At 40.3% G+C, this 13226-nt stretch carries 13 protein-coding genes; 11 read left to right on the forward strand and 2 right to left on the reverse strand.

The window, feature by feature from the left end; translation table 11 throughout:
- Nucleotides 1-117 precede the first annotated feature (117 nt).
- The 9 genes from RIN70_RS02670 (at nt 118) to pepC (ending at nt 9064) form a co-directional block, all read left to right on the forward strand.
- Nucleotides 118-1461 carry a DEAD/DEAH box helicase gene (locus RIN70_RS02670; protein ID WP_049514924.1) on the forward strand — a complete coding sequence of 448 codons (1344 nt, stop codon included), beginning with the start codon at nt 118-120 and terminating at the stop codon, nt 1459-1461.
- Between the two features lie 196 nt (nt 1462-1657).
- Entirely contained in the window at nt 1658-2458 is an 801-nt protein-coding gene (locus RIN70_RS02675; RefSeq protein ID WP_049498839.1) for an amino acid ABC transporter permease, read from the forward strand.
- On the forward strand, nt 2458-3201 hold the full coding sequence (locus RIN70_RS02680; RefSeq protein ID WP_195623617.1) for an amino acid ABC transporter ATP-binding protein: 744 nt from the start codon (nt 2458-2460) through the stop codon (nt 3199-3201). Before RIN70_RS02675 ends, RIN70_RS02680 begins: the two co-directional genes overlap by 1 nt.
- Nucleotides 3202-3282: 81 nt before the next feature.
- Nucleotides 3283-3510: a DUF4059 family protein gene (locus RIN70_RS02685; protein WP_003003995.1), complete on the forward strand. Its 228-nt coding sequence runs from the start codon at nt 3283-3285 to the stop codon at nt 3508-3510.
- A gap of 58 nt (nt 3511-3568) precedes the next feature.
- Nucleotides 3569-4480 carry a thioredoxin-disulfide reductase gene (gene trxB, locus RIN70_RS02690; protein ID WP_195623618.1) on the forward strand — a complete coding sequence of 304 codons (912 nt, stop codon included), beginning with the start codon at nt 3569-3571 and terminating at the stop codon, nt 4478-4480.
- 139 nt (nt 4481-4619) lie between these two features.
- The gene (locus RIN70_RS02695) at nt 4620-6080 is read left to right on the forward strand and encodes a nicotinate phosphoribosyltransferase (RefSeq protein ID WP_313790661.1); all 1461 of its coding nucleotides are present in this window, start codon (nt 4620-4622) and stop codon (nt 6078-6080) included.
- Complete coding sequence (nadE, locus tag RIN70_RS02700; protein ID WP_313790662.1) at nt 6077-6901, forward strand: NAD(+) synthase; 825 nt, start codon at nt 6077-6079, stop codon at nt 6899-6901. Before RIN70_RS02695 ends, nadE begins: the two co-directional genes overlap by 4 nt.
- 209 nt (nt 6902-7110) lie before the next feature.
- Nucleotides 7111-7662: a GNAT family N-acetyltransferase gene (locus RIN70_RS02705; protein WP_049490969.1), complete on the forward strand. Its 552-nt coding sequence runs from the start codon at nt 7111-7113 to the stop codon at nt 7660-7662.
- A 67-nt stretch (nt 7663-7729) separates the two neighbouring features.
- Nucleotides 7730-9064 carry an aminopeptidase C gene (gene pepC, locus RIN70_RS02710; RefSeq protein ID WP_009732326.1) on the forward strand — a complete coding sequence of 445 codons (1335 nt, stop codon included), beginning with the start codon at nt 7730-7732 and terminating at the stop codon, nt 9062-9064.
- A 434-nt stretch (nt 9065-9498) separates the two neighbouring features.
- Here pepC and pbp1a read toward each other — a convergent pair whose 3' ends face one another.
- Entirely contained in the window at nt 9499-11613 is a 2115-nt protein-coding gene (pbp1a, locus tag RIN70_RS02715; RefSeq protein ID WP_195623619.1) for a penicillin-binding protein PBP1A, read from the reverse strand.
- Nucleotides 11614-12207 (reverse strand): Holliday junction resolvase RecU, encoded by a 594-nt coding sequence (recU, locus tag RIN70_RS02720; protein ID WP_118398428.1) that lies wholly within the window; start codon nt 12205-12207, stop codon nt 11614-11616. It abuts the gene before it with no gap.
- 64 nt (nt 12208-12271) lie between these two features.
- Here recU and RIN70_RS02725 point away from each other — a divergent pair, with 64 nt between their 5' ends.
- Nucleotides 12272-12799, forward strand: coding sequence for an SLOG family protein (locus RIN70_RS02725; RefSeq protein WP_023920293.1), 528 nt, complete (start codon nt 12272-12274; stop codon nt 12797-12799).
- Between the two features lie 69 nt (nt 12800-12868).
- Nucleotides 12869-13210 carry a cell division regulator GpsB gene (gpsB, locus tag RIN70_RS02730; RefSeq protein ID WP_049496141.1) on the forward strand — a complete coding sequence of 114 codons (342 nt, stop codon included), beginning with the start codon at nt 12869-12871 and terminating at the stop codon, nt 13208-13210.
- Nucleotides 13211-13226: the final 16 nt, after the last annotated feature.

The following is a 13226-nucleotide window of genomic DNA, read 5'->3' on the forward strand; positions in this document are numbered from 1 at the left end:
CCCATCGTTTTTTGCTAACTCAGAAAGACTTTGCTGGTTAGGAAAAATGACTCATAAGAGAAGCAAGAAGACAGCTTTTCTGATATAATAATAGAGATCATGAAAGGAACTGAGAAAATGAAATTTACAGAGTTTAATTTTAAGCCCTATATTCAAGAGGCACTGAAAGAAATCAATTTTAGAGAAGCAACCGAAGTACAGGAAAAACTAATTCCGATTGTCCTAGCTGGAAATGATTTGGTAGGAGAGTCAAAGACTGGTTCTGGGAAAACCCATACTTTCCTCTTACCGATTTTTCAAACATTAAATGAAGACAGTGAGCAAGTTGAAGCGGTCATCACGGCTCCTAGTCGGGAGTTGGCGACGCAAATTTACCAAGCTGCTCGTCAAATCGCTAGTCATTCTGAAAAAGAGATTCGGATTGTGAATTATGTTGGAGGAACGGATAAAAGCCGTCAGATTGAAAAACTCCAGGTCAAACAACCACATATCGTGATTGGAACTCCAGGCCGGATCTACGATCTAGTTGCATCTGGTGATCTGGCTATTCATAAGGCCCATACTTTTGTGGTAGATGAGGCGGATATGACACTGGACATGGGATTCTTGTCTACCGTGGATAAGATTGCTTCAAGGCTTCCGCAACAACTGCAATTTTTAGTTTTTTCAGCCACCATTCCGCAAAAATTGCAGCCTTTCTTGAAAAAATATCTCTCAAATCCAGTCATGGAGCAGATTAAGACCAAGACGGTGATTTCAGATACCATCGATAATTGGCTAGTTTCGACCAAGGGTCGGGATAAAAATGAGCAAATTTACCAATTGACCAAGACCTTGCAACCTTATTTGGCCATGATTTTCGTCAATACCAAAACGAGAGCAGATGATCTCCATGCCTATTTAGTGGCTCAGGGATTAAAAGTGGCGAAGATTCACGGAGATATCCCACCACGTGAACGGAAACGGATCATGAATCAGGTTAAAAATCTTGATTTTGAGTATATTGTGGCCACCGATTTGGCGGCTCGTGGAATTGATATCGAAGGGGTGAGTCATGTCATCAATGATGCTATTCCACAAGATCTTTCCTTCTTTGTTCACCGTGTTGGCCGGACAGGGCGCAATGGTCTACCAGGTGTCGCTATTACTCTTTATCAACCGAGTGATGATTCAGATATCCGTGAACTAGAAAAAATGGGAATTCGTTTCGTACCTAAAGTCTTGAAAAATGGGGTTATTGAAGATACTTATGATCGGGACAGACGGGCGAATCGTGAGAAAAAGCAAGAGAAACTCGACATCGAAATGATTGGTCTGGTGAAGAAGAAAAAGAAAAAAATCAAACCAGGCTACAAGAAAAAAATCAAATGGGCAGTTGATGAAAAGCGGAGAAAAGCTAAGCGAGCTGAAAACCGTGCGCGTGGTCGGGCCGAACGAAAGGCCAAACGTCAAACTTTCTAACCCCTTCTTTCAAATGTTCAGAAGAAAACATAGATTTTCTTTATGAACTCCATAAAGAAAAACTATTAGGAACTTGTCTAAAATTATGATAGACTAAATTTGAGTAGTCTATCATTTTTCTATTTCTGTAGCAATTTTTGGAATTCCGATAGTGAATGTGATAGAATGTTTATGTTCGAGAAAGGAAGTAACAAAAATGTTTACAACTAATCTTTTAACTGCCAACTGGTATGCTGACTTTTTAAAACACGTTCCAGATAGCAAGCTGTTTAGTTTGAGAGCCGTATTGGATGCATTTCCGGCTGTCATAGGGAAATTGCCTGTGACGATTTTATTAGCCCTAGGAGGCGCATTTTTTGGGATTATTTTTGCCATGATTTTTGCTCTGGTCAAAATTAATCGTGTACGAATTCTTTACCCGATTCAAGCTGTTTTTGTCAGTTTTTTACGGGGGACTCCTTTGTTGGTTCAGTTGATGTTGACCTATTATGGGATTCCTCTTATTTTAAAAGCGATCAATCAGTCTTATGGAACAGCTTTTAATATTAATGCCATTCCAGCTGAGTTATTTGCAATTGTAGCTCTTGCCTTTAATGAGGCAGCTTATGCGAGTGAGACCATCCGGGCAGCCATTTTATCGGTTGATCCTGGTGAAATTGAGGCAGCGCGTAGTCTTGGAATGACCAACCGTCAAGTTTATCGCCGGATTATTATTCCCAATGCAGCAGTCGTTGCAACTCCAACCTTAATCAATTCTCTCATTGGCTTGACCAAGGGGACCTCGCTAGCCTTTAGTGCCAGTGTAGTTGAAATTTTTGCTCAAGCACGGATTATTGGGGGGAGCGATTTGAAGTACTTTGAACGCTTTATCACGGTATCGATTGTTTACTGGATTGTGAATATTCTCATTGAAATACTAGGCCGTCACATTGAACGTCGACTGGATATTGAGACTCCCGTAGCAATTGATTTACCAGATCAGGAGGTCCGGATCTAATGATTTATATTTCAGAATTATCAAAGACATTTTCAGGTCAAAAGGTTTTAAATAATCTAAGTTTGGAAATTCAAAAAGGGGAAGTCGTGGCCTTAATCGGGTCTTCGGGAGCTGGTAAATCAACCTTCTTACGCAGTTTAAACTATTTGGAAGCACCAGATAGCGGTAGAATTAAGATTGATGATTTCGAGGTTGATTTTGAGCACATTAGCCAAGATCAAATCTTAACCTTAAGAAGAAAATTGGCCATGGTGTTCCAACAGTTTAATTTGTTTGGTAGAAAAACAGCCCTTGAAAATGTGAAAGAAGGGCTCATTGTTGTGAAGGGCTTATCCGATCAAGAAGCAATGAAAATTGCTCGAGAAGAACTAGCAAAAGTCGGTTTATCGGATCGTGAAAATCATTATCCTCGTCACCTCTCAGGTGGACAAAAACAACGGGTGGCTTTGGCCCGTGCTTTGGCCATGAAACCAGAAGTTCTTTTGCTGGATGAACCGACTTCAGCCTTGGATCCAGAATTGGTTGGAGAAGTTGAAAAATCCATTGCCAATGCGGCAAAATCAGGACAAACCATGGTACTGGTCAGCCATGATATGTCTTTTGTAGCGCAAGTAGCAGATAAGGTCTTATTTTTGGATAAAGGACGGATTATTGAATCTGGAACACCAGAGGAAATCATGCAACATCCAAAAGAAGAACGGACAAAAGAATTCTTTGCTAGTTACAAACGGACCTATGTTTGATATAATAGAGAAGAGGTAAGACTCAGCTGGCGATGCTAGCTGGGTTTGTTTTCTGAAAATGTAAAAATATTTGGAGTCGTGATGTTAAATAAATTATTGTCCTTATATTTACAAAGTTTAGTGACGACAACGATTTTAGTTGGGATCGCTTCTTGTATTTGGATTGGCTACCGTGCCCTTAAGAAGAAAGATAAAACAGCCAAGCAACGTCAAGCCCATTTGTATGATATCCTCTTAATTGATATCATGACGATTCCTATTTTAACCTTTGCGGTCATAGGGATTTTGTTTATCTTTCAAGCACGATAATTGCAAAAAGGCCGTGATAGAATTATAATGGTTACAACGAAACAGAAAGAGGTTGAGTATGTTTGATACAGTGATTATTGGAGCAGGTCCTGCAGGGATGACTGCTGCCCTTTATGCAGCACGAAGCAATTTAAAAGTCGCATTGATTGAGAGAGGAATTCCAGGCGGTCAAATGAACAATACGTCTGACATTGAAAACTATCCTGGCTATGCGAATATTAGTGGCCCAGACTTGGCTGAAAAAATGTTTGAGCCTTTAGAAAATCTTGGTGTGGAACATTTGTTTGGTCAGGTAGAGCGCATCGAAGACCACGGAGCAACCAAAAAGATTGTCACAGATGATGGGGAATTTGAAGCTAAAACCGTTGTGATTGCCACAGGGTCTAACCACCGTTCATTGAATGTCCTTGGTGAAGAAGAGCTGAATAGTAGAGGGGTTTCCTACTGTGCTGTTTGTGATGGAGCTTTCTTTAGAGATGAGGATCTTCTAGTCGTTGGTGGTGGCGATTCTGCGGTAGAAGAAGCTGTCTTTTTGACTCAGTTTGCAAAAACAGTGACCATTGCCCATCGTCGTGATCAATTGCGTGCCCAAAAAGTTCTTCAAGATCGTGCCTTTGCCAATGATAAAATTCACTTTGCTTGGAATACGGTTGTTGAAGAAATTAAGGGTGAACAAAAAGTAACGTCTGTCCTTTTAAAAGATGTGAAGACAGGAGAGGTTAGAGAGCAAGCCTTCGGTGGTGTCTTTATCTATGTTGGTTTAGATCCTGTCAGTGATTTTGCGACAGAACTTGGTATTTTAGATGAAAATGGCTGGGTGATCACGGATGATCATATGAGAACCACAGTCCCAGGTGTTTTTGCAGTTGGCGATGTTCGTCAAAAAGATCTACGTCAAGTGACGACAGCCGTCGGAGACGGTGCGATTGCTGGCCAAGAAGTTTATAAATATATCACAGAAAACTTTTAATCCAAAAAAATCTGAGCTTCCTGTCTCAGATTTTTTTCATGCTTTCCTTTCAGTATTCAATAGAGCTGAAATGTGCTATAATGGTACTAATTTTATGGTAGGAATTCATAGAACAAATCTATAAAAAAGAGGTATTCATATGTATCCGGATGACAGTTTAACCTTGCATACTGATTTATACCAAATCAACATGATGCAAGTCTATTTTGATCAAGGTATCCACAATAAACATGCCGTATTTGAAGTCTATTTTCGTCAACAGCCTTTTAAAAACGGCTACGCAGTATTTGCTGGTTTAGAAAGAATTGTGAAATACTTGGAAAACTTGAGTTTTTCTGAGAGCGATATTGCCTATTTAGAGTCACTTGGTTATCATGGGGCCTTCTTGGAATATCTTCGTGATCTCAAGTTGGAATTGACGGTACGTTCTGCTCAAGAAGGAGATTTAGTCTTTGCCAATGAACCAATTGTTCAGGTAGAGGGTCCTCTGGCTCAGTGTCAATTGGTGGAAACAGCCCTTTTGAATATCGTCAACTTTCAAACCTTGATAGCAACAAAAGCTGCTCGTATTCGTTCAGTCATTGAAGATGAGCCTTTGATGGAATTTGGAACACGTCGTGCGCAAGAAATGGATGCTGCCATTTGGGGAACTCGTGCAGCAGTCATCGGAGGTGCCAATGGAACTAGTAATGTTCGTGCAGGAAAACTCTTTGGAATCCCAGTTTTAGGAACTCATGCCCATTCTCTTGTACAGGTTTATGGAAATGACTACCAGGCCTTTAAGGCTTATGCGGAAACCCATAAAGATTGTGTCTTCCTCGTCGATACCTATGATACGCTTCGTATTGGAGTCCCTGCAGCTATTCAGGTAGCGCGTGAAATGGGAGATAAAATCAATTTCCTAGGCGTCCGGATTGACTCAGGAGATATTGCTTATATTTCTAAAAAGGTTCGCCAGCAATTAGATGAGGCTGGTTTTACAAATGCTAAAATCTACGCTTCTAATGACTTGGATGAAAATACCATCCTCAACTTAAAAATGCAAAAAGCAAAAATTGATGTTTGGGGTGTAGGAACCAAGTTAATTACAGCTTACGATCAACCAGCGCTTGGAGCGGTATACAAAATTGTCTCTGTTGAAAACGAAGCAGGAGAGATGATCAATACCATCAAGCTTTCCAATAATGCGGAGAAAGTTTCTACTCCAGGTAAAAAGCAAGTCTGGCGGATTACCAGCCGTGAAAAAGGTAAATCAGAAGGGGACTACATCACTTATGATGGAGTAGATGTTTCACAACTGACTGAACTTAAAATGTTCCATCCGACTTATACCTACATCAATAAAACGGTCCAAAACTTTGAGGCCATTCCTCTTTTAGTGGATATTTTTAAAGAGGGTCAATTGGTTTATCAACTGCCAACATTATCAGAAATTCAAGAATATGCTCGTAAAAATTACGATCAATTATGGGATGAATACAAGCGCGTCCTCAATCCACAGCATTACCCAGTTGACTTGGCCAAAGATATTTGGCAGGATAAGATGGATCTGATCGAGGAAATGCGTAACAAGGCCAATGGAGAAGGAGAAGCAAAATGAGTTTGCAAGAAGAGATTATCCAACAATTGGGTGTCAAGTCTAGCATTGATCCTCAGGAAGAGATTCGCCGCTCGGTTGATTTCTTAAAAAGATATCTAAAAAAACATCCCTTCTTGAAAACATTTGTATTAGGGATCTCAGGAGGACAAGATTCAACGCTTGCTGGACGATTAGCTCAATTAGCCATGGAAGAAATGCGCGCAGAAACAGGAGATGCCTCCTATCAATTTATTGCCGTTCGTCTTCCTTATGGGGTACAGGCAGATGAAGCAGATGCACAAAAAGCTTTGGCCTTTATCCAGCCGGATGTTAGCCTGGTTGTGAATATCAAGGAGTCTGCTGACGAAATGGTACGAGCAGTAGAGGCGACTGGAACAGAGGTTTCTGATTTTAACAAAGGCAATATTAAGGCTCGCAGTCGTATGATTGCTCAATATGCTCTAGCTGGAGCACGTAGCGGAGCGGTGATTGGGACGGATCATGCTGCAGAAAATATTACTGGCTTCTTTACAAAGTTTGGAGATGGTGGTGCAGATATTTTGCCCCTTTTCCGTTTGAATAAACGCCAAGGAAAACAATTGCTTAAGGCCTTAGGAGCCGATCCTGCTCTTTATGAGAAAATCCCAACAGCAGATTTGGAAGAAGAAAAACCAGGAATAGCAGATGAAGTAGCACTGGGTGTCACCTATAATGAAATTGATGATTACCTAGAAGGCAAACAAGTGAGTCCAGAAGCTCAAGCCACTATTGAAAAATGGTGGTACAAAGGCCAACACAAACGCCACTTGCCAATCACAGTATTTGATCATTTTTGGGAGTAAAAAGGTCCAGTGGACCTTTTTAGCCCGAGTCTTAAAATAGGAGAACGAGGTAGAAATCGGTAACTCGTAGAGTTCTATTTCGTAGTCTCACCATACAATATTGTGAAAAGCATTAAAAAGAAGGGCGGTTTCATCCGTCCTTTTCTTCTAGATTAAAGTAACCAACTTGCAAAGTTCAAGTTGCATGAAAAAATGAAGGGAGACAATCTATGAAGCATCTTGGAAGTCTTGTCATAGAGACGGAGCGTTTATACATGAGGCCTTTCGTTTTGGAGGATGCATCAGCGATGTTTGAAAATTGGGCTTCTGATCCTGAAACCCTGAAATATGTCACCTGGGATGCCCATGCATCTTCTGAGAGAACTAGAGAATCGATCAAAAGATGGATCGAACAGTATCGTAAATCAGATACTTATAAATGGGCGATTTGTTTGAAAACATCACCGGATCAGGTAATTGGAGATATTAGTGTGGTTTCTCAGGACCCGGAAAGTCAATCATGCGAGCTAGGTTATATCCTTGGCAAGAAATTCTGGGGGCAGGGATTCATGACAGAAGCCGTCATAGCTGTTTTGGCTTTCTTATTGAACGAAGTCGGATTTAAAGAAATCAAAGCCACTTATGTCAGTTTAAATCCTGCTTCAGGGAAAGTCATGGAAAAGACAGGAATGCAGTATGTAGAAACCATCCCTCATGCCATTCAACGCAAAGGATATTGTGGGGATAAAATCATCTATTCTATACAGAATCCCTCTCTATAGGGTGATTTTTACTTGAAGATTCTGCTCAAAGGATTATAATAGTAAATAACGAAAAAAGGAGATTGCTATGTCAGAATTAACGAAAGAATTTACAGACCAGCTCTATGCTAATTATGAAGCAAATGTGAAATATGCGGCTCTTGAAAATGCTGTTACCCACAATGGGATCCATGCATCGCTTGAAACGCGCAAGAGTGCAGTAGAAAATACACCAGTTTTTTCACTTGATTTGACCAAGGATAAGGTGACAAACCAAAAAGCATCTGGACGTTGTTGGATGTTTGCGGCTTTAAATACCTTCCGTCACAAGATGATTTCAAGCTTCCAATTGGAGGATTTTGAATTGTCTCAAGCACATACTTTCTTTTGGGATAAGTATGAAAAATCAAACTGGTTTTTGGAGCAAGTGATTGCTACAGCAGATCAAGAATTGACCAGCCGTAAGGTGGCTTTTCTCCTACAAACCCCACAACAAGATGGTGGTCAATGGGATATGGTGGTATCCCTCTTTGAGAAATACGGAGTGGTTCCAAAATCAGTTTATCCGGAATCGATTTCTTCAAGTAATAGCCGGGAATTGAACACCTACCTCAATAAACTCTTGCGTCAAGATGCGCAAATCTTGCGTGACTTGATTCACTCAGGCGCAGATAGTGAGGCAGTTGCGAGCAAGAAACAAGCGTTGTTGCAAGAAATCTTTAACTTCTTGGCTATGTCTTTAGGATTGCCTCCGCGTGAATTTGACTTTTCATACCGTGATAAGGACAACCAATTCCATACCGAAAGTGGCTTAACTCCACAAAGCTTCTACAAAAAATATGTAGACCTTCAATTAGACGATTACGTCTCCATTATCAATGCCCCAACTACAGATAAGCCATATGGAAAATCTTACACCGTAGATATGCTGGGCAATGTGGTTGGTAGCCGTCCAGTCCGCTACCTAAATGTTCCAATGGATCGATTGAAAGAATTAGCTATTGCTCAAATGAAAGCAGGAGAAACTGTCTGGTTTGGTTCAGATGTAGGCCAAGTCAGCAACCGTAAAGCCGGAATCCTGGCAACAGATGTCTACGATTTTGAAGCAGGCATGGACATTCATTTGACACAAGACAAGGCGGGTCGCTTGGACTATGCAGAAAGTCTCATGACACACGCTATGGTCTTGACAGGGGTTGATTTAGACGAAGCAGGTCAGCCTCGTAAATGGAAGGTTGAAAATTCATGGGGAGACAAGGTCGGTACAGATGGTTACTTTGTGGCTTCTGATGCTTGGATGGATGAATATACCTATCAAATCGTGGTTCGTAAAGAATTCCTAACAGCAGACGAATTAGCAGCCTATGAAGCAGAACCAATTGTCCTAGCACCGTGGGATCCAATGGGAGCTTTAGCAAAATAATGATATAGAAAAGAGCCGAAAGGCTCTTTTCAGATTGAAGACAAAATATCTTAAAAACTTTCCTTAGGTGAGTACGGACGTCAGCGAACTTCTTTAAAGTTCCATGACTAATTATTGAGTCTAAGGTCTCAATAATTCCGAGTGCCTGAAACAATAACGTTTCAAGCACTTTTCTCACAGCGGAAAGTTTCAGTATTTTCTTAAATCGATTTAAATATTGGAACTCAATTTTGTTTTTTGCAGAATCACTTAACTTATTTTGCTTTAAAATAGTTTGTCTACATTCTAATAAGAGCCGAAAGGCTCTTTTTTTTTTATATACTCAAAAATAAAAAAGCTGGGAAGTCTAACTAAATAAATCAGATTTTATTCGTTCTGGTTTTTTAACCATTGTTTTAAAAAAAGCCGGGCAAAAGCCCGACTTCTCCATTCTATTATTCGTTATGATTGTTAGAGTCTTGCGAAGAAGGCTCAGATGGTTTAGATTGATTTTCTTCGTTCGAAGAGCTAGACGATGGTTCTTCATACGAATACTGATCAGTGGAATAACTTGGCTCATAGTAGTAGTTATTGTAGTTGTTCTTACCATTGTTTAAGTAGAGATAAGAACCACTTCGATACAGTCCACTTGGTTGCGTCCAATCCGTATGACCAGAGTTATTATTATTAGCAAGATAGAGCATCATTTGACGGTAGACATCCGTTGCGACCTGTATTCCATTATCCAATACTGGTGTAAAGCGATTGGAATAACCTGTCCATACTGCCATGGCATATTCAGGAGTGTAGCCTACAAACAATTCATCCGGTGTTACAATATTTGAATAAGCATTTTTTGTCAATTTACCGATTTCGTTATCAGCATAGTTTGATGTACCTGTCTTACCAGCTTGGTAGATTCCCGAAATGGCAGCATTTGTACCGGTACCAGACAAGAGAACTGTCTTCATCATATCTGTCATCATGTAGGCAGTTGTTGCTTTCATTGCACGAGTTCCTTCGGACTCAAATTCCTTGGTTGTGCCATCACTAAAGACAACCCGACTAACATAGGATGGTTTGTAATAGGTACCGCCATTGGCAAAAGCAGCATAGGCAGCTGCCATTTTCTCACTGCTGGCTCCGTATTTGTTGCTAGAATCGCTAGTGTTACTCGAGATAGCGTTGGCGTAAACCATTTCTGGGTAATCGATCCCTAATCCATTGAGGAATTTCTTAGCTTGTTTAAGACCAACTTTTTCCAGGGCCTTCACCGCAGGCACGTTACGAGATTGTTGAATTGCGTAGGTAATGGACATGCTACCATAGTATGAACGGTCCCAGTTGTAGACAGGCGTTGATGAATGAGGGAAGTTGTATGGCGCATCTGTTGTAGTAGCTGCTGTAGAGGTATATTCCTCATGTTCAAGAGCTGGTGCGTAATCTGTGATTGGTTTCATTGTTGAACCCCAGTCACGGTTCGTTTCAACCGCTTGGTTTGTACCAAAGGAAACATTGCTGGATTGGTGACGAGAACCCAGCTGAGCAATGACTTTACCAGTATTAACATCGATAACTGTTGAAGCTACTTGCAATTCATCATCTGGATAGTTGACATATTCATCTGTATTGTAGATGTCCCACAATTTCTTTTGCGCTTCGGTGTCAACGTTAGTATAGACATCCATCCCAGTTGTAAGCAAATTGTAGCCCGTTTCTTCTTCGACCTGCTCGATCACTTCTTTCAGGTAATTATCCATATAGGCTGGGTAACTGCTTGAAGAACTGAGACTTTGCAGACCATCTGTAACAGGTGTATTGACCGCTGCTTCGTATTGTTTGTTGGAAATGGTCTTCATATCGAGCATTTCTTTTAATACTAAGTTTCGGCGTTGTTGCGCTGCTTCAGGATGGGAGTATGGATCGTATTGGTTTGGTGCTTGGGGCATCCCTGCAAGGAGTGCCAATTGAGGGAGTGAAAGATCTTTTAGATCTTTTCCGTAATAACTTTTCGCAGCTGTCTGCATTCCGTAGTTCCCATTCGCCATAAATACTTTATTGACGTAATAGGTCAAGATTTCTTGTTTGGTTGCTTTCTTTTCCAATTGGGTTGCTAACCAAGCTTCTTGGATCTTACGAGAGAGGGTACGGTCAGAGGCCGAAGTGGAGAAATAGGTTAATTTGATCAATTGTTGCGTCAAGGTTGACCCACCTTGACTTCCTCCTCGTAAGTTGTGAAGGAAGGAACCGCCGATCCGAATGATGTCGACCCCACGGTGATTGAAGAAACGGTGGTCTTCAATCGCAACGATAGCATTGACCAAATCAGTAGGGATTTCATTGGCTGTGACATTGATTCGTTTCTCAGCCCCCAAATCTGCGATCAAGTTATTTTGGTTGTCATAGATCTTACTAGATGTTGTTGCAACCAAATCTTTTTCAGACAAGGTTGGTGCTTTCATAGCATAGTAACTAAATATCAGTCCACCAAGGACAAATAAAAGTAAGAAAAATGAAATGGCTGCGATCGCAACATATTTCAACCATTGAATGACTGTTTGTTTATTCATTTAAATACCGCCTAGAAGTTTCTGTTCGATAATATCAAGATAAGGAACGCTCGGAAGTCGATTCTCATCTACTAGAAAGCCGTGCTCCTGAATATAGGAGAGGGGCATGGATTTACTACCATGATCGATGTTGTAATAGTGAATTAATGCAGGAGCAGGTAGTAAGTAGGTTTCACTCAACTTTGCAAAATGCAAGAGAACGAAACAGATACCGCCTTGCTGGACAACCGCCTCCATATGATCGATCTGATGTTGATGAAAATTTTTCATCGGCATGGATTGCTTTTGCTGTGTTTCCTTAGCTTCAAAATCGATATAGCGTCCCTTGTATACTCCAGAATAGTCTGTCGTTGAGGCTTGCCTGAAATAGGCTTCGACAATCTTTGCCCGACTGCGACGTGGATAATCTACTTTCACGATTTGAATCGGTGTTGGTTTTTTATGGATGACTGCCAGACCTCGAGAAAGATAGTATTGATTACTTTCATTGATCATTTTTTCAAATGTCATCCCACGATTCGCAAAGTCGACTGGATGTTTCCTTTGTGTAGAGACCAAGGTTTTTTTGGCTACTTTATGTGGATAGTTGACCATAGTTCTCCTTATTGGTACAATTACATCACTCTATTATATCATAAATTAGAATAATGAGGAAAAAATGAATACCATACTTGTTGCAGGTTATAAGAGTTTTGATGTGGGAGTCTTTTCCAATAAAGACCCTCGACTGACCATTATCAAAAAAGCCATTGAAAGAGATCTTCGTCGTCTATTTGAAGAAGGAGTGAAATGGCTGGTCTTTTCTGGTAATTTGGGATTTGAGGCTTGGGTACTAGAGGTCGCCTTTGCATTAAAAAAAGATTACGATTTTCAAATGGCGACGATCTTCCTATTTGAGAATGTTGGCGAAAATTGGAATGAAAGCAATCAGGAATTATTAGCACGCTTCAAACAGGTGGATTTCGTGAAATATGCCTATCCACACTATAGCAATCCGGGTCAACTAAAAGAATACAATCAGTTTTTGATAGATAACGCGGATGGAGCTTATGTTTTTTATGATCCAGAAAATGAAACCAATTTAAAATATCTTTACAAAATGATGGTAGAAAAAGAACCATTTTATGTCAAACAATTAAGTTTTGATGACTTAAATGAACTTGCTGAAAATTTTTACGAAAACTAAGTGTTATACCTTGATTTTTCTTACCATTTTTTTATATAATTGAGATGATGAACTAGATTGGAGAGAGTAATGGCGAGTATTATTTTTACTGCGAAAGATATTTTTGATCAAGATTTCAAACGAGAAGTTCGTGGTTATAATAAAGATGAAGTAAATGAATTTTTGGATGATGTCATAAAAGACTATGAAACCTATGCTGCTTTGGTGAAGGAATTGCGTGAAGAAAACGCACGCCTTCGTGAAGAACTTGCCCAAAAAGCACAGGAAACACCACAAACATCTCCGATTGCTAGCACTGCTACGCAAGAATACCCGCAAGTGACAACAGCGACGAACTTTGATATTCTCAAACGTCTCAATCGTTTGGAAAAAGAAGTTTTTGGGAAACAGATCGTAGATCGCGATTATTAATCCCATAGATTGTGCA

It is taken from the genome of Streptococcus parasanguinis (genome assembly GCF_032163505.1).
Taxonomy (GTDB): domain Bacteria; phylum Bacillota; class Bacilli; order Lactobacillales; family Streptococcaceae; genus Streptococcus; species Streptococcus parasanguinis_V.

Excerpts from the sequence above, each read along its gene's own strand:
- trxB (WP_195623618.1), top strand. The coding sequence starts at position 3,569 with ATGTTTGATACAGTGATTATTGGAGCAGGTCCTGCAGGGATGACTGCT.
- RIN70_RS02705 (WP_049490969.1), top strand. The coding sequence starts at position 7,111 with ATGAAGCATCTTGGAAGTCTTGTCATAGAGACGGAGCGTTTATACATG.
- pepC (WP_009732326.1), top strand. The coding sequence starts at position 7,730 with ATGTCAGAATTAACGAAAGAATTTACAGACCAGCTCTATGCTAATTAT.
- RIN70_RS02670 (WP_049514924.1), top strand. The coding sequence starts at position 118 with ATGAAATTTACAGAGTTTAATTTTAAGCCCTATATTCAAGAGGCACTG.
- nadE (WP_313790662.1), top strand. The coding sequence starts at position 6,077 with ATGAGTTTGCAAGAAGAGATTATCCAACAATTGGGTGTCAAGTCTAGC.
- RIN70_RS02680 (WP_195623617.1), top strand. The coding sequence starts at position 2,458 with ATGATTTATATTTCAGAATTATCAAAGACATTTTCAGGTCAAAAGGTT.
- recU (WP_118398428.1), bottom strand. The coding sequence starts at position 12,207 with ATGGTCAACTATCCACATAAAGTAGCCAAAAAAACCTTGGTCTCTACA.
- RIN70_RS02725 (WP_023920293.1), top strand. The coding sequence starts at position 12,272 with ATGAATACCATACTTGTTGCAGGTTATAAGAGTTTTGATGTGGGAGTC.
- gpsB (WP_049496141.1), top strand. The coding sequence starts at position 12,869 with ATGGCGAGTATTATTTTTACTGCGAAAGATATTTTTGATCAAGATTTC.
- pbp1a (WP_195623619.1), bottom strand. The coding sequence starts at position 11,613 with ATGAATAAACAAACAGTCATTCAATGGTTGAAATATGTTGCGATCGCA.
- RIN70_RS02685 (WP_003003995.1), top strand. The coding sequence starts at position 3,283 with ATGTTAAATAAATTATTGTCCTTATATTTACAAAGTTTAGTGACGACA.
- RIN70_RS02675 (WP_049498839.1), top strand. The coding sequence starts at position 1,658 with ATGTTTACAACTAATCTTTTAACTGCCAACTGGTATGCTGACTTTTTA.
- RIN70_RS02695 (WP_313790661.1), top strand. The coding sequence starts at position 4,620 with ATGTATCCGGATGACAGTTTAACCTTGCATACTGATTTATACCAAATC.